This window comes from Haemophilus parainfluenzae (assembly GCF_036288925.1).
GTDB lineage: Bacteria > Pseudomonadota > Gammaproteobacteria > Enterobacterales > Pasteurellaceae > Haemophilus_D.
This window is the reverse complement of record NZ_CP127167.1, coordinates 1,480,614-1,506,029: the sequence shown is the minus strand read 5'-3', so window position 1 is coordinate 1,506,029 and position 25,416 is coordinate 1,480,614. Positions and strand designations below refer to the sequence as shown.

At 40.1% G+C, this 25,416-nt stretch carries 21 protein-coding genes, 1 tRNA gene and 1 riboswitch; of the genes, 12 read left to right on the top strand and 10 right to left on the bottom strand.

Annotated features, from left to right (window positions below; all coding sequences use genetic code 11):
• Positions 1–406: 406 nt before the first annotated feature.
• Positions 407–1,798 carry a DegQ family serine endoprotease gene (locus QQS40_RS07670; protein ID WP_329504666.1) on the top strand — a complete coding sequence of 464 codons (1,392 nt, stop codon included), beginning with the start codon at positions 407–409 and terminating at the stop codon, positions 1,796–1,798.
• 40 nt (positions 1,799–1,838) lie between these two features.
• Here QQS40_RS07670 and uvrB read toward each other — a convergent pair whose 3' ends face one another.
• The gene (gene uvrB / locus QQS40_RS07665) at positions 1,839–3,875 is read right to left on the bottom strand and encodes an excinuclease ABC subunit UvrB (RefSeq protein WP_329504664.1); all 2,037 of its coding nucleotides are present in this window, start codon (positions 3,873–3,875) and stop codon (positions 1,839–1,841) included.
• Positions 3,876–4,275: 400 nt separating this feature from the next.
• On the opposite strand from uvrB, the gene QQS40_RS07660 reads away from it, so the two are divergent.
• Positions 4,276–4,351, top strand: a tRNA-Asn gene (locus QQS40_RS07660).
• 131 nt (positions 4,352–4,482) lie between these two features.
• Here QQS40_RS07660 and QQS40_RS07655 read toward each other — a convergent pair.
• The 3 genes from QQS40_RS07655 to QQS40_RS07645 all read right to left on the bottom strand — a co-directional run bounded on the left by QQS40_RS07655 (position 4,483) and on the right by QQS40_RS07645 (position 6,814).
• A complete protein-coding gene (locus QQS40_RS07655) occupies positions 4,483–5,256 on the bottom strand; it encodes a TIGR01619 family protein (protein WP_289902051.1) in 774 nt (257 codons plus the stop codon).
• A gap of 9 nt (positions 5,257–5,265) precedes the next feature.
• The gene (gene xthA / locus QQS40_RS07650; protein ID WP_289902050.1) at positions 5,266–6,069 is read right to left on the bottom strand and encodes an exodeoxyribonuclease III; all 804 of its coding nucleotides are present in this window, start codon (positions 6,067–6,069) and stop codon (positions 5,266–5,268) included.
• A 70-nt stretch (positions 6,070–6,139) separates the two neighbouring features.
• Complete coding sequence (locus tag QQS40_RS07645; protein ID WP_329506751.1) at positions 6,140–6,814, bottom strand: TIGR01621 family pseudouridine synthase; 675 nt, start codon at positions 6,812–6,814, stop codon at positions 6,140–6,142.
• Positions 6,815–6,832: 18 nt separating this feature from the next.
• On the opposite strand from QQS40_RS07645, the gene cls reads away from it, so the two are divergent.
• Positions 6,833–8,293, top strand: a complete 1,461-nt coding sequence (gene cls, locus QQS40_RS07640; protein WP_329506749.1) for a cardiolipin synthase — start codon at positions 6,833–6,835, stop codon at positions 8,291–8,293.
• Positions 8,294–8,357: 64 nt separating this feature from the next.
• Here the strand turns inward: cls and QQS40_RS07635 are convergent, their stop codons facing one another.
• On the bottom strand, positions 8,358–9,878 hold the full coding sequence (locus QQS40_RS07635) for a Na+/H+ antiporter NhaC family protein (RefSeq protein ID WP_297569262.1): 1,521 nt from the start codon (positions 9,876–9,878) through the stop codon (positions 8,358–8,360).
• Positions 9,879–9,941: 63 nt separating this feature from the next.
• Positions 9,942–10,118: riboswitch (Lysine riboswitch) on the bottom strand.
• 296 nt (positions 10,119–10,414) lie between these two features.
• Between QQS40_RS07635 and QQS40_RS07630 the strand changes: the two genes are divergently transcribed.
• The 3 genes from QQS40_RS07630 (at position 10,415) to aroA (ending at position 13,025) form a co-directional block, all read left to right on the top strand.
• A complete protein-coding gene (locus QQS40_RS07630; protein ID WP_128787449.1) occupies positions 10,415–10,819 on the top strand; it encodes an H-NS family histone-like protein in 405 nt (134 codons plus the stop codon).
• Positions 10,820–10,890: 71 nt separating this feature from the next.
• Positions 10,891–11,727: a formyltetrahydrofolate deformylase gene (purU, locus tag QQS40_RS07625; RefSeq protein WP_128787450.1), complete on the top strand. Its 837-nt coding sequence runs from the start codon at positions 10,891–10,893 to the stop codon at positions 11,725–11,727.
• The gene (aroA, locus tag QQS40_RS07620) at positions 11,727–13,025 is read left to right on the top strand and encodes a 3-phosphoshikimate 1-carboxyvinyltransferase (protein ID WP_128787451.1); all 1,299 of its coding nucleotides are present in this window, start codon (positions 11,727–11,729) and stop codon (positions 13,023–13,025) included. Before purU ends, aroA begins: the two co-directional genes overlap by 1 nt.
• Positions 13,026–13,069: 44 nt before the next feature.
• Here the strand turns inward: aroA and folE are convergent, their stop codons facing one another.
• Positions 13,070–13,720 carry a GTP cyclohydrolase I FolE gene (gene folE, locus QQS40_RS07615; RefSeq protein WP_128787452.1) on the bottom strand — a complete coding sequence of 217 codons (651 nt, stop codon included), beginning with the start codon at positions 13,718–13,720 and terminating at the stop codon, positions 13,070–13,072.
• A 154-nt stretch (positions 13,721–13,874) separates the two neighbouring features.
• On the opposite strand from folE, the gene moeA reads away from it, so the two are divergent.
• The 4 genes from moeA to yedF all read left to right on the top strand — a co-directional run bounded on the left by moeA (position 13,875) and on the right by yedF (position 17,582).
• Positions 13,875–15,092: a molybdopterin molybdotransferase MoeA gene (moeA, locus tag QQS40_RS07610; protein WP_329504659.1), complete on the top strand. Its 1,218-nt coding sequence runs from the start codon at positions 13,875–13,877 to the stop codon at positions 15,090–15,092.
• A complete protein-coding gene (gene moeB, locus QQS40_RS07605) occupies positions 15,092–15,814 on the top strand; it encodes a molybdopterin-synthase adenylyltransferase MoeB (RefSeq protein WP_128787454.1) in 723 nt (240 codons plus the stop codon). Before moeA ends, moeB begins: the two co-directional genes overlap by 1 nt.
• A 233-nt stretch (positions 15,815–16,047) precedes the next feature.
• On the top strand, positions 16,048–17,271 hold the full coding sequence (gene yedE, locus QQS40_RS07600) for a selenium metabolism membrane protein YedE/FdhT (RefSeq protein ID WP_128788019.1): 1,224 nt from the start codon (positions 16,048–16,050) through the stop codon (positions 17,269–17,271).
• A 41-nt stretch (positions 17,272–17,312) separates the two neighbouring features.
• Positions 17,313–17,582 (top strand): sulfurtransferase-like selenium metabolism protein YedF, encoded by a 270-nt coding sequence (gene yedF / locus QQS40_RS07595; protein WP_049357517.1) that lies wholly within the window; start codon positions 17,313–17,315, stop codon positions 17,580–17,582.
• Between the two features lie 59 nt (positions 17,583–17,641).
• Here yedF and pntB read toward each other — a convergent pair whose 3' ends face one another.
• The 4 genes from pntB to rsmI form a co-directional block, all read right to left on the bottom strand.
• Positions 17,642–19,021, bottom strand: a complete 1,380-nt coding sequence (gene pntB / locus QQS40_RS07590) for a Re/Si-specific NAD(P)(+) transhydrogenase subunit beta (RefSeq protein ID WP_014065528.1) — start codon at positions 19,019–19,021, stop codon at positions 17,642–17,644.
• Positions 19,022–19,031: 10 nt separating this feature from the next.
• The gene (pntA, locus tag QQS40_RS07585) at positions 19,032–20,573 is read right to left on the bottom strand and encodes a Re/Si-specific NAD(P)(+) transhydrogenase subunit alpha (protein WP_308602809.1); all 1,542 of its coding nucleotides are present in this window, start codon (positions 20,571–20,573) and stop codon (positions 19,032–19,034) included.
• A gap of 303 nt (positions 20,574–20,876) precedes the next feature.
• A complete protein-coding gene (tldD, locus tag QQS40_RS07580; RefSeq protein ID WP_308602807.1) occupies positions 20,877–22,325 on the bottom strand; it encodes a metalloprotease TldD in 1,449 nt (482 codons plus the stop codon).
• Positions 22,326–22,406: 81 nt separating this feature from the next.
• Positions 22,407–23,255, bottom strand: coding sequence for a 16S rRNA (cytidine(1402)-2'-O)-methyltransferase (rsmI, locus tag QQS40_RS07575; protein ID WP_297569240.1), 849 nt, complete (start codon positions 23,253–23,255; stop codon positions 22,407–22,409).
• Between the two features lie 69 nt (positions 23,256–23,324).
• Between rsmI and QQS40_RS07570 the strand changes: the two genes are divergently transcribed.
• Both QQS40_RS07570 and QQS40_RS07565 read left to right on the top strand, forming a co-directional pair.
• Positions 23,325–25,046 carry a penicillin-binding protein activator gene (locus QQS40_RS07570; RefSeq protein WP_329504651.1) on the top strand — a complete coding sequence of 574 codons (1,722 nt, stop codon included), beginning with the start codon at positions 23,325–23,327 and terminating at the stop codon, positions 25,044–25,046.
• A gap of 3 nt (positions 25,047–25,049) precedes the next feature.
• Positions 25,050–25,409, top strand: coding sequence for a YraN family protein (locus QQS40_RS07565; RefSeq protein ID WP_126471092.1), 360 nt, complete (start codon positions 25,050–25,052; stop codon positions 25,407–25,409).
• The last annotated feature ends 7 nt before the right edge of the window (positions 25,410–25,416 follow it).

Sequence of the window (25,416 nt, the reverse complement as noted above, 5' to 3'; positions counted from 1 at the left end):
TCTCTAAATCTTAAATGTTGTGTTTCAATCTCATGGCGTTACTCTACACCCATTTTTGTACTAGTAAACTAGTTCATTTGAATTCATACACTAATTTTATACAATTGCATAAAACTTGTACTCGTTAAGCAATCCTAGTAACTCGTTATTAAACTACCTTTCACCTTATCTGGCAAGGATTTTGGCGTAAAAATAGGTTGTACCTGCTCCATTTAAAATAGATTATTCTTTTATCCTCTAAAATGAATAAATAAATTTAAATAAAATGTGGTCATAAAAAACAATTTCAATTCCAACCGCACTTTTTTAAATATTTTTTAAACTCCCTTGTTTTTACTGAACATTCCCCTCATTTTTTTGTCTGATTGAACACTGATTCAGTCATTTATTTTTACTTGGAGAACTTATGAAGAAAAGAAATTTTGTATTAACCGGTATCGCATTAGGTTTAAGCGTATTTGCGACCTCTTTATCCGCTCAAGCAGCTATTCCGAATGAAATCGTAGAACAAGGCAGCCTTGCGCCAATGTTAGAAAAAGCGCAAGCAGCAGTCGTGACTCTTTCTGTTGAAGGCAAAGCAAAAGCAAACAGCCGTTCAGTATTACCTGATGATATTCCAGAAGAATTTAAATTTTTCTTTGGTGATCAATTTGGCGAACAATTTGGTGGAAACCGTGGCTCATCACGCAACTTCCGTGGTTTAGGTTCTGGCGTGATCATCAATGCAGATAAAGGCTATGTTTTAACTAACAATCACGTGGTAGATGGTGCGGATAAAATTACCGCAAAATTACAAGACGGACGTGAATTCAAAGCAAAACTCGTTGGAAAAGACGAACAATCTGATATCGCTTTAGTACAAATTGAAAAACCAACTAATCTTACTGCTATCAAAATGGCGGACTCCGATAAATTACGTGTCGGTGATTTTACTGTGGCTATCGGTAACCCATTTGGTTTAGGTCAAACTGTAACCTCTGGTATCGTTTCAGCACTTGGCCGCTCTACTGGTTCAGATAGCGGAGCGTATGAAAACTATATTCAAACCGATGCTGCGGTAAACCGTGGTAACTCTGGTGGTGCATTATTGAATTTACGAGGTGAATTAATTGGCATTAATACCGCAATTATTTCTCCAAGTGGCGGTAACGCTGGGATCGCCTTTGCAATTCCAAGCAACCAAGCCAACAATCTCGTTCAACAAATCTTAGAATTTGGTGAAGTACGCCGTGGTTTACTCGGTATTAAAGGTGGCGAATTAAATGCAGACTTGGCAAAAGTCTTTAATGTCAGTGCGCAACAAGGTGCTTTTGTGAGTGAAGTCATTCCAAATTCTGCTGCCGAAAAAGCGGGCTTAAAAGCGGGTGATGTGATTACCGCAATGAATGGTCAAAAAATCTCAAGCTTTGCCGAAATGCGTGCAAAAATCGCGACTTCTGGTGTTGGTAAAGAAATTGAGCTCACTTACTTACGAGATGGTAAAACTGAAAACGTAAAAGTGACCTTGCAAGCAGACGATGGTACACCAACAACAAGTAAAACCGAACTTCCTGCATTAGACGGTGCAACCTTAAACAACTATGATGTAAAAGGCGTGAAAGGTGTGGAAATTAGCAAAGTACAGCCAAATTCAATGGCAGCACAACGCGGCTTAAAATCAGGTGATATCATCATCGGCATCAACCGTCAGCCAATTGAAAGCACGCAAGACTTACGCAAAGCATTAGATGAAAAACCATCTGCCATTGCACTTAATATCTTACGTGGTCAAAACAACTTCTACTTATTAGTGCAATAAAATGAAAGAGCGGTCAATTTAATTTGACCGCTCTTTTACTTTATTCCGATATCATAAACTTCTCTCTTAATTGATGAAGCTGATCGCGTACTGCTGCGGCTTTTTCAAATTCGAGATCTTGAGCAAATTTATACATTTGTTGTTCCAATTTCTTAATTTGTTGTTGGAATTCTTTGGCGGATTTAGGTGCATTGTAAAGTGCGGTCGGTTCAGCTGCCGTTTTTCCACGCTGTTTCGATTTCGCTTTTTGATTTGCACCTTGACCAATATCTAACAACTCGCCGACTTTCTTATTCAATGCCTGTGGAACAATACCATGCTCTTCATTGTATTTCATTTGTTTTTCACGACGGCGATTCGTTTCGGTAATGGCTTTTTCCATAGATTTAGTAATGCTATCAGCATACAAAATCGCTTTACCATTCAAGTTTCGAGCGGCACGACCGATGGTTTGAATTAAGGAACGCTCAGAACGCAAGAAACCTTCTTTATCCGCATCTAAAATGGCGACAAGAGAAACTTCAGGAATATCCAAGCCCTCACGTAACAAGTTGATGCCAACCAACACATCGAATTCACCTAAACGTAAATCACGAATAATCTCTACACGCTCAACCGTATCAATATCTGAATGCAAATAACGCACACGAATGCCGTGCTCGTCTAAGTAATCCGTTAAATCTTCCGCCATTTTCTTCGTCAGCGTCGTTACTAAAACTCGCTCATTTTTATCCGCTCTTTGACGCGCTTCAGACAGTAAATCATCTACTTGAATGGATACTGGACGAATTTCAATTTGTGGATCAAGCAATCCCGTTGGACGTACCACCTGATCGACAATTTCACTGCCCGATTTTTCCAACTCATAAGGCCCTGGTGTCGCAGAAACGTAAATGGTCTGCGGCGCTAAACGCTCAAACTCTTCAAAGCGTAATGGACGGTTATCCAATGCAGAAGGCAAACGGAAACCATATTCCACCAAGGTTTCTTTACGAGAACGGTCACCACGATACATCCCGCCAATTTGCGGCACAGTCACGTGTGATTCATCAATAATCAAAATCGCATCAGACGGCATATAATCAAATAATGTCGGAGGCGGTTCGCCCTCATTTCTGCCAGAAAGATAGCGTGAATAGTTTTCGATGCCTGAGCAATAACCGAGCTCATTCATCATCTCAATATCAAATTGCGTACGCTGAGTAATACGCTGTTCTTCCAGCAATTTATGTTCCTTGATGAAATATTCACGGCGTTGCACAAGCTCCGCTTTGATTTTTTCAATGGCATCTAAAATACGCTCTCTTGGCGTCACATAGTGGGTTTTCGGATACACCGTAAAACGCGGAACAGCGCCAAAACTTGTGCCCGTTAAAGGATCAAATAAACTTAAACGTTCAATTTCATCATCAAATAACTCAATTCGTACCGCTCGATCGTCAGATTCCGCAGGGAAAATATCAATCACTTCGCCACGCACACGGAATGTACCACGCTGAAAAGCCTGATCGTTTCTTGTATATTGTAATTCCGCTAACTTCGCTAAAATCTGACGTTGATCGATAATGGCCCCTTGCTGTAAATGCAACATCATCTTCAAATAGCTATCTGGATCGCCCAAACCATAAATCGCTGATACGGACGCCACTACGATAGTATCTCGACGCTCTAAGAACGACTTGGTAGCAGAAAGACGCATCTGTTCAATTTGATCATTAATGGAAGCATCTTTCTCAATAAAGGTATCACTACTCGGTACATAAGCTTCCGGCTGATAATAATCATAGTATGAGACGAAATATTCCACTGCGTTTTCAGGAAAGAATGCTTTCATTTCTGCATAAAGCTGAGCAGCGAGGGTTTTATTTGGGACAAGTAACATCGCTGGACGATTTAATGTCGCTATGACATTTGCAATGGTAAATGTTTTGCCTGACCCCGTTACCCCTAGAAGGGTTTGATGGGCCAAACCATCCTCTAAATTTTCAACTAATTTTTCGATTGCTTGGGGTTGATCACCGGAAGGTTTAAAATCAGAATGAAGGATAAAAGGCTTAGTATTAATTTTCTCTGCCATAAGTGCGGTCAATTTTTTAACTGTTTTAGAAGTGTGACTATTTTAGCACATTTATTACTCCAAATTGAGCGATAAAAATCCAAGTTTTACACATACTTAGGCGTGTCAAGTCTGAAACACTTCAAAATTGAAAAATATTTTATTTTTTTTGCTGGACTTTATGCAACGTATTGATATTTAAAAGAATATCCACTTATGGCTAATAGATGAACAATTTAAGGAAAAGCCAGTCTGCACCAGTGGTTGACCATTTTAAACAAAAACAATCCACAAAGTTATCCACAGGCTTTGTGGATAGAAAAAAGTGCAAAAAATTTTATACTTTTTTTCATTTTTGGCCTTGACAAGGAATGGACCGCTCATTAAAATGCGCGCCTATTCTTTGTGATACTAAATTTATTCCTCCTTAGTTCAGTCGGTAGAACGGTGGACTGTTAATCCATATGTCGCAGGTTCGAGTCCCGCAGGAGGAGCCAAATTTCTCTTTTGGTTTAGCTTTCGTTTGTCTCCTTTTACGAATTCTAAATTAGTAGCCAAAAGAATTTAAGCCCATCGTATTGATGGGCTTTATTTTTATCTAAACTATACTGCTTGACGAATTATCGCACTAATTTAGCACTGAATGGTCGTCGATTAAATTATCGCACTCCCAACCAATATAATCGCCTGAAAATTCTACGGCTAGCTTTTCAAAGCGCTCTACCCACTGGAAGATCTCATTACTGTCTAATGAAAGTTCTTGCTCCAATTTCACCATAAAGTAAGGTTCTTCATCTTCTTCTGTTTGAATCGCTTGGCTAGAATATTTCAGCGTGTTAAAAGACACTTGTCCGAGCGTCAATTCATCCATAAAAGGAAACATTTTCTCTTCGTCATCAAAATGGAAAGTATGTTCGATCAAATAAATGTCGCTTAAATTACGCCCTTTGCTATTCAGCATGCTCAAAATTTCTTCTGTCGCATTTAATTTCATTTCTAATGGTGAAGCCAATAAGAAATCAAAATAGGTATCCCAATTAGGATCATTCTGTACATTGATTTCTGAAACAAAATCAAGCTGTTGAAGGGTTTCTTTAAGCAAACTATCATGTTCACAATAAAAATGCATTTTTGCCTGATGGTTGCAAATAAAATGCCCGGCAAAGAATACATTTGGAAGCGCGGTCAATTGTGCAAGGATTTTAAAAAGGCGATTAATCAATTTTTCATATTCGTCTTCATTCGGCAAACCGTCCTCATCACCTTGATAAGGCACGGTAAATTGCACAACCTTACTAAGATGTTTACCATGGTAAACATCTAAATTTTCAATATTTGCACTAAATACGGCAGGCATACCATTCACTTGTGAACGATAATTCTGCCAATTTGCCATATCCATGTTGCTTTCCTATTTAAATTCAGCCCAAATTGGTGCGTGATCTGACGGTTTTTCCATCGCACGAATATCCAATGCAATGCCAACATCAACACAACGCTCTGCTAATTGACGGTTCACTAAAATATGATCGATACGTAATCCACGATTATCATCAAAACCTTTTGAGCGATAATCAAACCACGAGAACTTGTCATTGACCGTTGGATTTAATTTGCGGAACGTGTCTTCCAATCCATAATCGTATAAGCGTTGATACCATTCTCGCTCTTCGGACAAGAATGAACATTTTCCAGTACGCAACCAACGTTTGCGGTTTTCATCGCCAATGCCAATATCTAAATCGCTTGGGCTAATATTCATATCTCCCATAATTAACACTGGATTGGCTTTATCGTGATCTTGTTCTAAATAGCGTTGAAGATCCGCATAAAATTTTTCTTTTGCCGGAAACTTGGTTTCATGTGCACGACTTTCGCCTTGTGGGAAATAGCCATTGATTACCGTTAACAAACCAAATGGTGTTTCTAAATCCGCCATAATAATGCGTTTTTGCGCATCTTCATTATCCGTTGGAAAACCACGACGCACCGCTTTTGGTTCTTGTTTAGTTAACAGGGCGACACCGTAATGCCCTTTTTGTCCATGGTGAAAAACGTGATACCCCAGATTTTCGGTAATTGCATACGGAAAATCTTCATCCGCCACTTTAATTTCTTGTAAACCAATCACATCCGGTTGGTATTTTTCAATAATTGCTTCAAGTTGATGAGGACGAGCTCGTAAGCCATTAATATTAAAAGAGATAAATTTCATTTTTGTTCCTAATGTGAAAAATTGTGGCTATTATACAAAATAATTGAAATCTTAACCGCACTTTTCCTATTCAGTTGACTTCAGCACTTGCTAAAGCCATTTTTTGAATCTGAGACATAACACCCTCACGATGCCACCACTCCCCTTCTTTAGGAAGAGTAAACACATTAAATGCCTGACCTTTAAATTCAAATTGCAATCTGGCGGCATGTAAATAAGTGCGGTCAATTTTTTCAGTGTTTTTACCATAAAGCGCATCGCCTAAAATCGGGCTACCTAAGCTTTTCATTGCTACACGCAATTGATGAGTTTTCCCTGTTTGTGGCTTTAAGATAAATACTCGTAAATTAGGCTCACAACTTACACTTTCAAAACGCGTAATTGCTGGATTTTCTTTCGATTGGCAAAGTTTCCAAGCACCATTACGCGCTTTTTGCATATCTCCCACAATCAATCCTTGTTTCTTTTTGGGTTTTTGATTACTAAGGGCGAGATAAGTTTTTTGAATATGGTGTTCAGCAAAAAGTCGGAAAAATTCAGCCGCACTTTCGGCGTTCAATGCCAAAATGAGTAAACCTGATGTCACTTTATCTAACCGATGTACAAGCCAAATCTGTGACACGCCAAGCTGCTCAGCAAGCAAAGTGGTTAAACCAATTTCGCTTTGATCTTTATGCACGCTCAGTCCACAAGGCTTGTAAATAATGATAAAATCATCGGTCTGATAAATAATGTCTAATTTCATAAGTGCGGTTAAAAATTGATGAATGTTGAACATATTATACTGGTTTATATTATTCCCGTGTTAATTTGGGTGGCGGTTATTTCTGTCACCTTGCGGTTACTCGTCAAAAAACAAGCGGTTTCCGCTACGTTGTCATGGCTAATGATTATTTACCTCGTGCCGCTAATTGGTGTCATTGCCTATCTAGTTTTTGGTGAAGTGAAACTCGGTACTCGCCGTGCCAAAGCATTTCAGCTGTTAAAACCTAAATATATCAAATGGCTTAACTTACTTTCAGAACAAAAAGATGTGGTCACTCATTCTAAAGATCCACGTTATCGTGCTTTATTTAAATTGGTCCACCAACGCTTAGGCATTCCGAATATTCGAGGCAATGAATTACATATTCTCGATACGCCGGAAAGCATTATTCGAAGTATCATCGGTGATATTCAACAAGCTCGCCACTCGATTAATATGGTGTTCTATATTTGGAGCAATGATGGCCTGATTAATGAGGTGAAACAAGCCTTAGAAGAAGCTGTACAACGTGGAGTAAAAGTTTGTCTTTTACTCGATTCCGTTGGCAGTCATGCTTTTTTGAAAAGCCCTATTTGTAAAGCAATGCGAACGAAAGGCATTGAAATTACTGAGGCGCTACACGTAAATTTATTCCGAATGTTCTTCAACCGAATTGATTTACGCCAACACCGTAAAATTATTGTTATTGATAATCAAATTTCCTATACAGGGAGTATGAATATGGTGGATCCCAATTTCTTTAAACAAGAAAGTAATGTGGGCAATTGGGTAGATATAATGGTGCGAATTAATGGTCCTGTTTCGCCGATTTTAAACAGCCTACACGCTTGGGATTGGGAAATTGAAACGACGGAAGAATTACCGCTTTTATTACCAAACTGCCCGATTATGGAAATTGACGATAACGACACGCATTCAGTGCAAGTCATTGCGAGTGGACCCGCTTTTCCTGATGATCTAATCGCTCAATCTCTTGCTACCGCCATTTATGCAGCAAGGGAAAGTATTGTTATCACCTCGCCTTACTTTGTACCAAGTCACAATATCGCTGAAGCATTACGTATTGCCGCATTCCGTGGCGTTGATATCACGCTTATTTTACCGAAACAAAATGATTCCCTAATGGTTCGCTGGGCAAGCCGTACCTTCTTTGATGATTTGCTAGAAGCGGGAGTAAAAATTTATCATTTTGAGGCGGGGCTTCTGCATACAAAAAGTATACTGATTGATAATAAACTTGCACTTGTTGGTACAGTAAATATGGATTTGCGTAGTTTTTTACTTAATTTTGAAATCACCATTGTCGTCGAAGATCGTAATTTTGCGAATGAAGTCGCAACACTCCACGAAAATTACTTAGCGAATTCATCTAAACTCGATATGCAAGAATGGCTTAATCGCCCTCTCTATCATCGAATTATCGAACGATTGTTTTTCTTGTTTAGTCCATTATTATAATTTTGATAATGAATGCAAAAAGGGCGTACTGCATAGTACGCCCCTTTCTTCTTTTACTTATTGATTAACGTTTTTTCACGATAAACACTAAAGCAACTAATACTGCTGCAGTTGCTACAAATCCCGCTAAACCTGATTTTGTAAAACCAACTACAATGTAACCGACAGCACTTGCTGTTGCTACTGTTGCCGCATACGGTAATTGTGTGGTGACGTGATCCATATGGTTACATTTCGCCCCAGTTGATGACAAAATCGTCGTATCAGAAACCGGTGAACAATGGTCCCCACATACTGCACCAGCCATTACGGCTGAAAGACAAGGGAGTAATAACTCTGGTGCTGAATTGGTCGCCATTGCTGCTGCGATTGGCAACATAATCCCGAATGTTCCCCAACTTGTCCCTGTTGAGAACGCCATTGCCGCACCAAGTACAAATAAAAGAACAGGTAAAAATTGAACAGGAATGCTACCACTCACTAAAGAAGATAAGTATTTACCTGTTTGTGCATCACCTACTACTTTATTAATTGTCCAAGCAAAGAATAAAATGGCAATTGCCCCTAACATCGATTTAATACCAACAATCCAGGCTTTTCCATATTCTTGTAAAGAAACTTGACGCTCAAGGATAATCAATAATGTTGACATTGCAACCGCACTTGAACCACCTACAACCAGTGATATTCCCACCGTTGTATTCTCAAAGGCACCTAAGATACTAAATGGTTTTCCATCAGCAGTTAAAGCTTCACTCCCCGTGTGGATCATCATAAATACAGTCACCACAATTAAAACCACAATCGGTAAAATTAAATTACGAACTTTACCTTTTACACCTTCAATGACTTCTTCTTTATAATCACGCTCCATGGCTAATTTTTCATGGCGAGCCATCGCCGCAATATCAAATGAGAAATAAGCAACAAAGAACACCATTAATAATGAGAAGATCGCATAGTAATTCATTGAACTCATGGCAACGAATGCACTCATTGGCGTATAAGATGTAATAGAATAGGTTGCCAATAAACCGGCTACGAGAGTAATAATATATGCTCCCCAGCTAGATACTGGCATCATGACACACATAGGTGCGGCCGTTGAGTCAAGAATATACGCTAATTTAGCACGAGAAACTTTAAAACGATCGGTGACTGGACGAGCAATTGCCCCCACAGCAAGACTATGGAAATAATCATCAATAAATGTCACAAATACTAAAGATGCGGCTAATAATTTTGCACCACGACGACCTTTAATCTTCTTTTGAGCCCATTCAGCAAAAGCACGATTGCTACCTGATACCGTTAAAAGTGCGGTCAATACGCCAAGTAAAACGAGGAAAAACACGATATTCATATTTGAATTCATGCCATTTTCGTCACTATAAACTAACGCAACAACATTATCTTTTAAATAAATAAGCGCATCCAATGGATGGAAGTCAACCAACATTAACGTCCCAACAATAATCCCTGCGCTTAGAGAAACCAGAACCCGACGCGTTGCAATCGCTAAAACAATCGCAAGAAATGCGGGTATAACTGAATAAATAGATGAAGAATAATCAATTAGTTCCATTAAGTTATACCTATAAATTAATGGAGACAACGGCAAGAAAAGATACAATCAAGTATAACCAGACCGAACCGTAGCGCTCCATAGTTAATACATAAAACTATGACAGTCACGTTCCTTTCGAACACGCAACCAACCGAATAAAATGACTTTTATTCGATTTCGGCAACCACTCCTTTCCTTTCTCTTCAACGTTATCCACTCTAAGAAAATACTTATAGTAATCGCACCTCTACTGTTGTATAGGATATAGAAAGATTACATTAAAACAGATAATATTACCAATAAAATCTTATGTTTTTTCCTAGATCTATTGTTTTATTTACCATTACTTATAAGATTGTTACGTGTTTGTTAAGAAATTTAACCTCTATATGAGGAAAACAATATAAGAATAATTCAATTGATAATATAAATATGATGACATTCGACTAATTAATTATTGTATTTTTGTTAATTCATATTTACCAAATATATTATTTTCGCTATCATATGTTTTGAAAATAATTAAGCATTCACACACGTAAAAAGAGGTAGTAATGAACGAATTAACAAAAGGTTTAACTAATCTTCGTAGCTTGCGCGCAGCTATACGCGATTTAACATTAGAGCAAGCTGAAAATTCACTTTTAAAATTACAAGCTGCTGTTGAAGAAAAACGCGCTCAAGCCGCTGAAATTAAACAAGCTGAACAAGAACGTCGTGCTCGTATTGCCAAATATAAAGAGTTAATTAAACAAGAAGGTATCACGGCAGAAGAATTAACGGCAATTATTGGTATTGCCCCAGCTTCAATTCGTAAAAAACGTGAACCTCGTCCAGCAAAATACAAATATACTGATGAAACAGGTCAAGAAAGAACATGGACGGGCCAAGGCCGTACACCTCGAGTGATTCAAAAGGCCTTAGATAAAGGTGCTTCTTTAGCTTCTTTCGAAATCTAATTTCATTATCAACTATATAGAACCCATTTTTATGGGTTCTCTTTTTTTATTTACCTTGCAAAATATTCATTATGTTAGAAAAGAAAATATTACTGACGGACTGTCCTGATGATAAAGGCTTAATCGCCAAAATCACCAATATTTGTTACAAACATCAATTAAATATCCTTCATAATAATGAGTTCGTTGATTTTGAAACGAAGCATTTCTTTATGCGTACAGAGTTAGAAGGGATTTTTAATGAAGACACCTTGCTAGCTGATTTAGATTATAGTTTGCCGAAAGGGACAAACTGTCGGCTAATCAGTGCAAAACGTAAACGTATCGTAATTTTAGTGACTAAAGAAGCGCACTGTTTAGGTGATATTTTAATGAAAAATTACTACGGTGCATTAGATGTAGAAATTGCGGCAGTCATTGGTAATCACGATAATTTACGCGAATTAGTTGAACGCTTTGATATTCCATTCCATTGTGTCAGTCATGAAGGGCTCACTCGTGTGGAACACGATAAATTACTCGCTGAAAAAATTGATGAATATGCACCTGATTATATTGTGTTAGCTAAATATATGCGTGTATTAAATCCAGAATTCGTGGCGCGTTATCCCAATCGCGTCATCAATATTCACCATTCATTCTTACCCGCATTTATTGGAGCAAAACCCTATCAACAAGCCTATGAACGTGGCGTAAAAATTATTGGTGCAACGGCTCACTTTATTAATAATGAATTAGATCAAGGTCCGATCATTATGCAAAATGTAATAAATGTGGATCACACTTACTCTGCCGATGCCATGATGCGTGCAGGCCGTGATGTGGAAAAAACCGTATTAAGCCGTGCGCTTGATCTTGCCTTACATGATCGTATTTTTGTGTATAAAAATAAAACGGTGGTCTTGTAATGAAAGCAATCACTTTAGAGCCAATTTCTCGCATTGAAGGTGAGATCAACTTACCTGGCTCGAAAAGTTTATCAAACCGTGCATTATTATTAGCAGCATTAGCTAAAGGCACCACAACGGTCACTAACTTGTTAGACAGTGATGACATTCGTCATATGTTAAATGCCCTTAAATCTTTAGGGGTGAATTACCAACTATCCGAAGACAAAACTTGCTGTGAAGTTGAAGGCTTAGGTGGCGCATTTCAGGTTGAAAATGGCTTGTCGCTGTTTCTAGGCAATGCTGGCACCGCTATGCGACCTTTAACCGCTGCGCTTTGTTTAAAAGGCGATACAGAAGGCGAAGTTATTTTGACTGGTGAGCCCCGTATGAAAGAGCGTCCAATCAAACATTTGGTTGATGCACTTCTTCAAGCAGGCGCCAATGTTCGTTATTTAGAAAATGACGGTTACCCACCAGTTGCAATTCGTAATCAAGGGATTAAAGGTGGCATGATTAAAATTGACGGTTCAATTTCTTCTCAATTTTTGACCGCACTTTTAATGACTGCGCCTCTTGCTGAAGGCGATTTAGATATCCATATTGTGGGTGATTTAGTTTCAAAACCTTATATTGATATTACCCTCGCGATGATGAAAGATTTTGGTGTTTCGGTTGAAAATCAACATTATCAAGTGTTTAAGGTGAAAGGTAACCAATCCTATGTTTCACCTGGCAAATACATGGTCGAAGGTGATGCCTCATCTGCCTCTTATTTCTTTGCCGCTGCCGCGATTAAAGGCAACGTAAAAGTGACGGGAATTGGCAAACATTCCATTCAAGGCGACCGCCTATTTGCTGACGTGCTAGAAAAAATGGGCGCTAAAATCACTTGGGGTGAAGATTTTATTCAAGCAGAACAAGCTGAACTCCACGGCATTGATATGGATATGAACCACATTCCTGATGCGGCTATGACGATTGCCACAACCGCTTTATTTGCCAAGGGTGAAACCGTTATTCGCAACATTTATAACTGGCGTGTGAAAGAGACCGATCGCCTTTCAGCTATGGCTGCCGAGTTACGAAAAGTCGGTGCAGAGGTTGAAGAAGGTGAAGATTTTATTCGAATTCAACCGCTTCCCCTTTCTCAATTTAAACATGCCGAAATTGAGACTTATAACGATCACCGTATGGCAATGTGCTTTGCGTTGATTGCTTTATCGGATACCCCCGTCACGATTTTAGATCCAAAATGTACGGCTAAAACCTTCCCAACATTCTTCGATGAATTTGAGAAATTAAGTGTTCGAAGCTAAAAACATAAAAAAGCACCGAATGCTCGGTGCTTTTTTCGTTATTTCTAAATAGAAGATAAAAATTCTTTTCGAGTTTCGCGATCTTCTAAAAAGACCCCGCCATAGGCTGATGTCACGGTATAACTGTGGGTATCTTTTACTCCGCGAGCTTTCACACAGAAATGTGTTGCTTTCACATAAACGGCCACATCATCAGTTTCTAAAATGGTTTGAAATGCCGTTAAAAGCTGTTCAGTTAAACGCTCTTGTACTTGTGGGCGTTGCGCAAAAAACGCCACAATGCGATTGATTTTAGACAAGCCAATCACCCAATCTTTTGGATAATATGCGACAGCAACATTGCCATCAATTGTCACAAAATGATGCTCGCAAGTACTGGTCAAGGTGATGTCATTCACTTGCACCATTTCGCTCACTTTCATTTGGTTTTTGATTTTCGTCATTTTCGGGAAATTGGCATAATCCATTCCACTGAAAATTTCATCAATAAACATTTTGGCTAAGCGATTTGGCGTTTCTTCTAAACTATCATCATGCAGATCTAATCCAATCAATTCCATCACTTCACGCATATGCGAAGCAATCGCCGCACGGCGCTCATCTTTACATTGAGTCGGATCAATCATTGGTGTTTCGATGCCTTTGGCTACCAAGGCTCGGCGGACACTTTCCGCATCAGGTGAAATCGCGTTCATTTACTTTCCATTTATAAAAAATATTGTGTTATTTTAACAAAAGATGAATTATTCGTAAAATGCGAAAAATCACCCTAATTTATTAATTTCCTTCATATTGTATTTCGGGCTACAATATATCCACGTTTATTTTGCTCAACCCAAAGGATTGATTATGTTGCCACTTGAAGATGCCTTGGCGCAAATGCTCAACCAACTTCCCTTCCCAACAAAAACTGAAACACTGGCTTTAACTGAAGCTGCAGATCGTATCTGTGCGGAAGATGTGATTTCTCCGATTAACGTGCCTTCTTTTGATAACTCTGCGATGGATGGCTATGCAGTTCGTTTAGCCGATTTACAGCAATCCATGACGCTTTCTGTCGCAGGAAAATCCTTTGCGGGTAATCCATTTCAAGGGGAATGGGTAGCTCAAAGTGCGGTCAGAATTATGACGGGGGCGATGATTCCTGAAGGTGCTGATGCGGTGGTGATGCAAGAAGATGTCACCGTCAATGAAGATGGTTCTGTTACCTTTGCAGCATTACCTAAAGCGAATCAGAATATTCGCCGTATTGGTGAAGATGTGAAAAAAGGTGATGTGGTATTACATCAAGGGGATGAGTTAAATGCCGTTTCTTTACCTTTACTCGCGTCATTAGGCATCGCTGAAGTGAAAGCTTACCCTCGCTTAAAAGTGGCCGTGCTTTCAACGGGTGATGAATTAGTGCCTGTCGGCCAACCATTACAAGCGGGACAAATCTACGATACCAACCGTTTCACCGTCAAATTAATGCTCGAAAAGTTAAATTGCAATGTGCTCGATTTTGGTATTCTGCCGGATAACCAAGCAGAATTTGAAGCGGCCTTTGTGAAAGCACAAGCTCAGGCCGATCTTATGATCACAAGCGGTGGCGTTTCGGTGGGTGAAGCTGACTTCACGAAAACCGTATTAGAAAAAGTGGGTCAAGTGAATTTCTGGAAAATTGCAATGAAACCCGGCAAGCCATTTGCTTTCGGTAAATTAGAAAATGCTTGGTTCTGCGGTTTACCCGGCAATCCCGTTTCTGCATTAGTGACATTCTATCAATTGGTTCAACCTGCTATCGCCAAATTAAGCGGTAAAAAACACCCGAAAAAACAACCGCACTTTCAAGCGATTGCCCAAACCAATTTGAAAAAAGCGCCAGGACGTTTAGATTTCCAACGTGGTTTCTATCAAATCAATGAAAATGGTCAACTTGAAGTGCAACCGGTGGGTTTCCAAGGCTCGCATTTATTCAGTTCCTTTGTGAAAAGTAACTGTTTTATTCGTCTTGAAAAAGATCGTGGTAATGTGTCTGCGGGCGAAATCGTCACCATTGAACCGTTTAATCACCTATTGGGGCAATAATGGCTGAATTAAGCTACGAAGAAGAACTGCGTTATAACCGCCAAATCATCTTAAAAGCGGTTGATTTTGACGGACAAGAAAAGCTGAAAGACAGCCGAATGTTAATTGTCGGTCTAGGCGGTTTAGGCTGTGCGGCAAGTCAATATCTTGCCGCCGCTGGCGTGGGTCATTTAACCTTATTGGATTTTGACACCGTATCGCTTTCTAATTTGCAACGTCAGGTGTTGCATACGGATAGCCGATTGAATATGCCTAAAGTGGAATCGGCAAAAATCGCCTTGCAGCAGATTAATCCTCATGTCGAAATTGAAACCATCAATGCACAACTTTCCGAAGAAAAATTCGCGGAAATCATACCGCACTTTGATGTGATATTAGATTGTACCGATAACGTGGATATTCGTAATGCGCTCGATCGTGGGTGCGAACAAGCGAAGACCCCGCTTGTTTCTGGTGCTGCAATCCGTTTAGAAGGACAGATTTCCGTCTTTACTTATGAACCCAATACCCCAACCTATCGCCAACTTAGCCAACTCTTTGGACAAAATGTTTTAAGCTGTGTAGAAGCTGGCGTACTGGCGCCAATCGTGGGGATTGTGGGCTCTATTCAAGCCTTAGAAGCCATCAAAGTGCGGTTAAAAATCGGTTCAAATTTATGTGGACGCTTATTGTTAATCGATGGATTAACCATGCGTGTACGAGAAATGAAATTGCCCGTTTAAGTTTTCTCTTAACATTTAGACAGACAGTAAGTCTGTCTAAATCCTAAATTACCCACAAATAATTATCCCTCCCCTCGTGCATTAACAAAAAACAAATGCTATTATCTTGCTCGACAATTCATTTGTCTTATATCGCAAGTTTTGTGTATAGGAAAATGGCAGACACTTCAAAAATCTCTTCATTTTATACCGCACTTGCAAATCATCATTTCATTTTAAGGATTTACTCACTCATGAAAGAGATTTTGCAGCAATTCAAACAAAATTATCTGATCAAATACTGGAATCCTGTCGCGGCAGTCATTGCTGCGGGGCTCATTTCAGCTTATTACTTTGGGGTAACCGGCACTTATTGGGCGGTTACAGGAGAATTTACCCGTTGGGGCGGTCATGCTTTGCAAGCGCTAGGCGTGGATGTGTCCGACTGGAGCTATTATAAAATTATCGGCATGCAAGGCACGATCTTCACCCGTATTGATGGTGTGATGATTTTAGGTATGTTTGCGGGGTGTATTTCTGCTGCACTTTGGGCAAACAACGTAAAATGGCGTAATCAACCACACAAACGTCGTATTGTCCAAGCCCTCATTGGTGGTGCATTAGCGGGGTTTGGTGCTCGTTTAGCGATGGGTTGTAACCTTGCCTCTCTCTTCACTGGTATTCCACAATTTTCTGTCCACGCTTGGTTCTTCACTATTGCGACAGCCATAGGCACTTACGCGGGGGTAAAAGTCACCTTACTTCCGATATTTCGCGTGAAATTAGAATTGAAAAAAGGCGCTGCAAAATTACAAGAAACTGACCCGAAACAAGCTAATCGTCGTTTCTGGATTGGTATGGTCATCTTTTTTGCCTATCTTATCGCTTCCCTTTATGTGATGACAAACTCAGTCAAACTGGGCTTTGCAATGCTTTGTGGTTTAGCTTTCGGCTTGTTAATCGAACGTGCTCAAATTTGCTTTACTTCTGCCTTCCGTGATTTATGGGTAACAGGCCGTGCTTATATGGCAAAAGCGATTATCTTCGGTATTATCGTAGGTACACTTGGCGTATTCAGCTACATTCAATTAGGTGTGCCAGCCAAAATCATGTGGGCGGGTCCAAATGCCATTATCGGTGGTTTATTATTTGGTTTCGGTATTGTGTTAGCGGGCGGATGTGAAACCGGTTGGATGTATCGCTCAATGGAAGGTCAAGTTCACTTTATGTGGGTGGGCGTGGGTAATGTTGTTGGCTCAACCTATTTAGCCTACGCATGGGACGATCTTGCCCCTGTGCTTGCGTTAGATTACGAAAAACTTAACTTATTGAAATCCTTTGGCCCAGTTGGTGGTTTATTAGTGAATTATGGCTTGCTTATTCTCTGCTTAATCGCTGTCGTTTGGTGGGAACATCACTTCTTGAAAAAGGCTAAAGCAAAAATTGCGGCAGCGAATCCACAAGCTTGTGGTTGCTAATTAAATATTAACGAATTCATTCAAAAAAAGAGGACATTATTATGGCATTTACCGTTGTTCAAAAATTAGATAAAGATCCAAAAGACATCACCCCAGATTACACGTTAGATACGCTAGGTGAACCTTGCCCGTATCCAGCAATCACGATGCTCGAAACCATGCCCCAATTACAGAAAGGCGAAATTTTAGAGCTATTAAGTGACTGTGCTCAATCTATCAACAACATTCCTGTTGATACTAAAAATCACGGTTACACTCTATTAAGCGTAGAACAAGATGGCACCAAATTACGCTATTTGATTCAACGTTAATGTAAAAAAACCGCACTTTAATCTCTCAAAGTGCGGTCAGTTTTACTTTAGTTTTTTGCTTATTTATTTAATGCAGTAAGAATGTCATCAACACGTTCTTTTGCATCACCAAAAAGCATTTGAGTGTTTTCTTTGAAGAATAATGGGTTTTGAACGCCTGCGTAACCCACCGCCATAGAGCGTTTGAATACGATAACGTTTTGTGCTTTCCATACTTCTAACACTGGCATACCTGCGATTGGGCTGTTTGGATCTTCCATTGCCGCTGGGTTTACGGTGTCGTTTGCACCGATAACCAATACCACATCGGTATCCGCAAAATCATCATTGATCTCATCCATTTCAAGCACGATGTCATAAGGCACTTTTGCTTCTGCTAAAAGTACGTTCATATGACCCGGTAAACGACCTGCAACAGGGTGAATACCAAAACGCACGTTAATGCCACGCTCACGCAATTTCGCCGTAATCTCAGCTACTGGATATTGCGCTTGTGCTACCGCCATACCATATCCTGGCGTGATGATGACAGAGCTTGCATTTTTAAGTAATTCAGCCACTTCTTCTGCGGTTGTTTCACGGTGTTCGCCTTGTTCTTCATCTGAAGACACTTGAACATCATTACCAAAACCACCTGCAATAACGCTGATAAATGAGCGGTTCATCGCTTTACACATAATGTAAGAAAGAATCGCACCAGAAGAACCCACTAATGCACCGGTGACGATAAGCAAATCATTGCTTAGCATGAAACCTGCTGCAGCCGCTGCCCAACCAGAATAAGAGTTAAGCATTGAGACCACAACCGGCATATCCGCACCACCGATAGATGCCACTAAGTGCCAGCCGAATGCAAGTGCAATCGCAGTCATGAGTAACACTGGGAAGATATTATCCGGGTTATTTAAAAATGCCACCATCAAGAAAGCAGAAACCACTAAGGCCGCTAAATTTAATTTATGGCGATGTGGCAGCATTAATGCTTTTGAATTGATTTTGCCGCTTAATTTACCGAATGCTACGATAGAACCCGTGAATGTTACCGCACCGATGAAGATCCCTAAGAATACTTCAACGTTATGGATATTCATTAACACAGGATCAGTTTCATGTGTTAAGCCGTAGCTGTTAAAGCCTACGAGCACTGCTGCTAAACCTACAAAGCTGTGAAGGATCGCAACGAGTTCTGGCATTTCAGTCATTTCAACTTTTAATGCACGTTGAACACCAATCACGCCACCGATGATCATTGCAATGATGATCCATAATGTGCCTTCAGATTGCGGGCCAAAAATGGTTGCAACAAGGGCAATAGTCATACCGACAATACCATACCAACAACCGGCTTTTGCCGTTTCATGTTTAGAAAGACCGGCTAAGCTCATAATGAAAAGTAATGCAGCGATAATATAGGCTGCTTGTACTAAACCTTCAGACATCGTCTTCTCCTTAACCTTTTCTAAACATCGCCAACATACGTTGAGTTACACGGAAGCCACCAAAGATGTTGATGCTTGCCACCAAGATTGCCACAAAGGCTAAGGCATCAATAAAGAAGTTGCCTGTTGGCTGTCTAATTTGCAGTAATGCACCCACAATGATGATACCTGAAATCGCATTGGTTACCGCCATAAGTGGTGTGTGTAAAGCGTGGCTGACATTCCAAACCACATAGTAACCGACTACACAAGCCAATACGAATACGGTGAAGTGAGAAAGGAATGCCGCTGGCGCCACAGATGCAAGCCAGAGGAATAACACACCTACACCCGCCATTACACCGTATTTGATGCGAGGATCTGCTGGTTTTTCTTCCTCTTTTTTAACCGCACTTTGTGCCGCTTTCGCTTCTTGTTTTGGTTGTGCTGACACTTGAATTTGTGCTGGTGGAATTTCTTCACCATCACGTACCACAGTCACACCGCGTAATACCACATCGTCAAAATCGATATTGATCTTGCCGTCTTTTTCTTTACAAAGTAGTTTTAATAAATTAACTAAGTTTGTTCCGTAAAGTTGGGAAGATTGTGTTGGTAAACGACTTGGGAAATCGGTGTAACCAATGATTTTCACTTGGTTTTCAGTGGTTACGACTTTACCAGCTTCAGTGTAAGCACAGTTACCACCTGTTGCAGCCGCTAAGTCCACCACCACAGAACCTGGTTTCATGGAATCAACCATTTCTTTCGTGATTAAGCGAGGGGCTGGTTTACCTGGAATCGCCGCGGTGGTAATAATGATATCCACTTCTTTGGCTTGTTCCGCATAAAGCGCCATCGCACGACGGTTAAATTCTTCTGACATCACTTTCGCGTAACCATCGCCGCTACCGCCTTCTTCTTTGAAATCAATTTCTAAGAAAGACGCGCCCATACTTTGTACTTGTTCTTTTACTTCTGGACGAGAATCAAAAGCACGTACAATCGCACCAAGACTATTCGCTGCACCAATCGCCGCTAGACCTGCTACACCCGCACCAATGACTAACACTTTTGCTGGTGGTACTTTACCTGCCGCAGTAATTTGTCCAGTGAAGAAACTACCAAATTCATGAGCGGCTTCAATCACCGCACGATAACCAGAAATATTCGCCATAGAGCTTAATGCATCAAGCGCTTGCGCACGAGAAATACGTGGCACCGAATCCATCGCTAATACATTAATTTTTTTCGACGTGAGTTTTTTCATTAAATCCGGATTTTGTGCACGCCAAATGAAGCTCACAAGTGTTGCACCTTCCTTCATTTGATCAATTTCTGCATCCGTTGGTGGATTCACTTTAAAAATCACATCCGAATGCCACACTTCTGAACTTGAGCCAATTTTTGCGCCAGCGTCGATAAATGCTTGGTCTTCAAAACTCGCTTTGAATCCCGCATCGTGTTCTACGATGACATCAAAGCCCAGCTTTAAGATCTGCTGAACCGTTTTTGGCGTCGCCGCCACACGATTTTCGCTATCAAGCAGTTCTCTAGGTACACCAATTAACATAAATGTTTCCCTCTAGTTGATAAAATTTCAGACAAACTCACGCCTGTCTCTACCTCTTAAATGACAAAAAGTCATGCACGGTAAATGTACCACTTATTGGGATTGTTTGGGGAAATTTTTAACTGGTTTTACAAGATATTGTGATAGGGATCACAAAAGGATTGAAATAGAAATATAGTGCGCTTAGTTTTTCACATAACTCAATGATTATTCATCAAAAATCGATTAATAAAAATATCTAAAAAATTGACCGCACTTAAATGGAGGAACAAAAAGCCCGACATGGTTTGTCGGGCTGTATGTTTAATTGGTTCCACCAACGGTGATTTCATCGATTTTCAAGGCAGGCTGACCAACGCCGACTGGCACGCTTTGGCCATCTTTGCCGCATACACCAATACCAAGATCTAAGTCTGTTTTATCTGCGACCATAGAGACTTTTTGCATCACATCGATACCACTACCGATTAACGTTGCTCCTTTAACCGGTTTGGTGATTTTGCCTTTTTCGATGAGATAAGCTTCAGACGTCGAGAATACAAATTTACCCGACGTAATATCTACCTGGCCACCACCAAAGTGCGGAGCATAAATACCGCGATCTACTGAAGCTACCAAATCTTCAAATTTGCTTTGGCCCGCCAACATATAAGTATTGGTCATGCGTGGCATTGGTAAATGCGCATAAGATTCACGGCGACCATTCCCCGTTGGTTTTCCCCCCATTAATCGTGCATTGAGTTTATCTTGCATGTAACCTTGCAAAATCCCGTCTTTGATTAAAACATTACACTGACTTGGCACGCCTTCATCATCAATGGTCAAAGATCCACGACGGTTTTGCAATGTACCATCATCCACAATTGTACATAATGGCGACGTCACTAACTCACCAATTTTTCCTGTAAATAAAGAGCTTTCTTTGCGGTTGAAATCCCCTTCTAAACCGTGTCCCACTGCTTCATGAAGCAATACGCCAGGCCAGCCAGCCCCTAATACCACAGGCATTAATCCTGCTGGCGCAGCGACCGCACTTAAATTGACAAGGGCTTGACGAACCGCTTCTTTTGCAAAATTAACGGCACGAATATCCCCATTTACCACTTCAAAGAACCAATCTAAGCCAAAGCGTCCACCAGAACCGCAGCTACCACGCTCACGCTTGCCATCTTCTTCAACAAGAACAGAAATGGATAAACGCACAAGCGGACGAATATCTGCGGCAAGTGTGCCATCTGTTGCGACGACTAACACTTCTTCATAAATCGAACTTAATGCTGCAGAAACATGTGTAACACGAGGATCTTCAGATCGCGCTGTACGATCTACTAAGTGTAATAACTCGATCTTTTTCTCTTTACTTAAACTTTCTAACGGATTAATCGCCGCATAACGCTGAACCGCATTCACCGCATTAAATGCCTGAGGCGAAATTAAATTACCTTCTTTAATTTGTGCAATGCCTTTTACAGCTTCAGCACATTGTTGTAATGAGGCTAAATTGATTTGATCAGAATACGCAAAGCCTGTTTTTTCACCCGAAACGGCGCGCACACCAACACCGCGATCAATATGAAAGCCACCTTCTTTAATAATGCTGTCTTCTAATACCCAGCTTTCATCTTGGCTTAATTGAAAATAAAGATCCGCATAATCAATATGACGATGCGACATTACATCAAAAATATTAAGCAATGATTGATGCGATAAATTGCTTGGTGCAAGTAAGGTATCTGAAACCTGTTTTAACATTTGTTCTCCGAAATTTATAAAAATTAATTCAGCCAAATCTCCCCTAGCCCCTCTTTGCTAAAGAGGGAGATAGTTTTTTGACTAATCTAAATTATCTAATCCAAATTGGTATAAGGCATTTTTCTTATAACCATAAAGTTCTGCTACAATCGCCGCAGCCTTTTTTAAAGGGAGTTCTTTGGCAATCAAAGTGAGTGCTTTAATTGCTTGTGGTGAAAATTCTTCGCTATCTTCTAATTTGGGTTTGCCTTCCAAGATTAACACCATCTCACCTTTTGTGCGATTCGGATCTTCACTTAACCATTGACGAAGATCACTTAATTTATCCCCTGCAATGGTTTCCCACGTTTTCGTAATTTCACGTGCAAGCACAACATAACGATCACCACCTAATACATCTTGCATATCGGCAAGGGTATCTAAAATGCGGTGAGTTGATTCATAGAAGATTAAAGTGCGGTCTTCTTCTGCGACGTTTTCTAACTTATCTTTACGTGCCTTGGTTTTCGCAGGTAAAAAACCTTCAAAGCAAAAACGATCTGACGCAATGCCTGATGCACATAATGCAGTAATCGCTGCACAAGCACCTGGTAGTGGCACTACTTTAATGCCCGCTTCACGACATTGACGCACTAAATGAAAACCTGGATCGCTAATTAAGGGGGTTCCTGCATCGGAAATTAATGCAATATTGATACCTTGTTTTAGCTTTTCTACCAACACATGTGCTTTTTCTTGTTCATTGTGATCATGCAAGGCAAAAAAAGGCTTTTTGATACCATAATGACTGAGCAATAAACCACTGTGGCGTGTGTCTTCCGCAGCAATTAAATCCACTTGTGAAAAGGTCTCTAAAGCACGTTGTGTAATATCTTGTAAATTCCCGATTGGCGTGGCGACAATATATAAAATTCCGGTTAAATCATTCATTTTTGTTTGCTTTTACATTGTGAGATAAGTAAGATCGACCATTATTGATTTATTCATTATGGAGCGAATATGTCTATTCTATTACAAGGCGGTCGTTTTAAAAAACGTTTAATGCCGATTTTATTGTCTGTTGCATTAGTGGGTTGTTCTAACTTATTCGGTAGCAGCTTTACCCAAACATTACAACGTGATGCTAATGCAAGTTCTGAATTTTATATGAACAAATTAGGACAAGCACGAGATAAGGAAGATCAACAAACTTACAAACTCTTAGCCGCACGTGTATTAATTACTGAAAATAAAGTGCCACAAGCCGAAGAATTATTAAATGAATTGGTTGACTTAAACGAAGCGCAACAATTAGACCGTACGTTAGTTGAAGCGAGTATCTCTGCGGCGAAAGGCGCTAATGAGATGGCTGAAAGTCAATTACGTGCGCTTGATCTTACGAAATTAAGTCCATCACAAAAATCCCGTTATTACGAAACCTTTGCGCAAACTGCAGAAAATCGTAAAGATGTGATTGAAGCGGTGAAAGCACGCATCAAAATGGATGAAAACTTAACAGATATACAACGTCGTAAAAATAATGTCGATAAGACTTGGGCATTACTCCACTCTGCTAATACAGGGGTCATTAATAATGCCTCAGATGAAGGCAGCGTAGCACTCGGGGGGTGGCTCACTTTAATTAAAGCCTATAATGACAACATTCGTCAGCCAGTACAATTAAGTCAAGCGCTACAAAGCTGGAAATCCGCTTATCCAAGTCACGTTGCAGCTACTTTTTTCCCTAAAGAGCTAGAAAGCTTATTAAATTTCCAACAAACAAATTTAGCTCAAATTGGGTTAATCTTACCCTTAAGTGGAGATGGACAAATTTTAGGTACAACGATTCAATCAGGTTTCAATAATGCCAAAGGTGACTCAACTATCCCAGTGCAGGTCTTTGACTCATCAACCACACCAATTAACGAAATTATTGTACAAGCTAAAAACGCTGGTATTAAAGCATTAGTCGGACCATTGCTCAAACAGAATGTGGATACGATTATTTCAAATCCTACAGAAGTGCAAGGTATAGATGTGTTAGCATTAAATGCGACACCGAATGTGCGCACAATTAACCAAATGTGTTATTACGGTTTATCTCCAGAGGATGAAGCGGAATCGGCTGCAAATAAAATGTGGCAAGATGGTATTCGCCAGCCCATCGTTGCGATGCCACAAAATGATTTAGGACAACGTGTTGGTAATGCGTTCAATGTACGTTGGCAACGTTTAGCGGGTACAGATGCGAATATTCGCTACTATAACTTACCAGCTGATATTACCTATTTCTTCCAAGGTGCTTCACAAGATACAGCTGGGCTTTATGTCGTGTCATCGCCAGATGAATTAGCAGAAATTAAAGGTTACTTAGATACCAGCAATCCGAATGTTCGCATTTATGCAAGTTCTCGTTCAAATGCGGCAAGCAATACTGCGGAATACTATGCAAAAATGAATGGCGTTCAATTTAGTGATATTCCGTTCTTTAAACAAAATGATTCTTCACAATACCAAAAAGTAGCGGATTCAACTGGTGGTGAGTTCCAATTAATGCGTTTATATGCAATGGGTGCTGATGCATGGTTGCTCATCAATCACTTTAACGAATTACGCCAAGTACCGGGTTATACCTTAAGCGGTTTAACTGGGCAGCTTAATGCTGATTCAAACTGCAATATAAATCGTGATATGACATGGTATCAAGTACAAGATGGTCACATAGTTACAGTTGCAAACTAATCTATGTTTTCATTAAAACGCCAACAAGGGGCGGGCTTTGAACATCAAGCCCGCCTTTTCTTAGAAACCAAAGGCCTCAAATTCATCGCTGCGAATCAATATTTCAAATGTGGTGAATTAGATCTTATTATGCAAGACGGTCAAACGATTGTTTTTGTTGAAGTACGTCAACGATCCAACTCAGCATTTGGATCTGCTGTTGAAAGCGTCGATTGGCAAAAGCAACAAAAATGGCTGAATGCTGCAAATTTATGGCTTGCTAAACACGATTTGAGCCTTGAAGATGCGGATTGCCGTTTTGATCTTATCGCCTTTGGTAAAACGACCAGTGATATTCAATGGTTTCCTAATTTCCTCGATTAATCGTTTC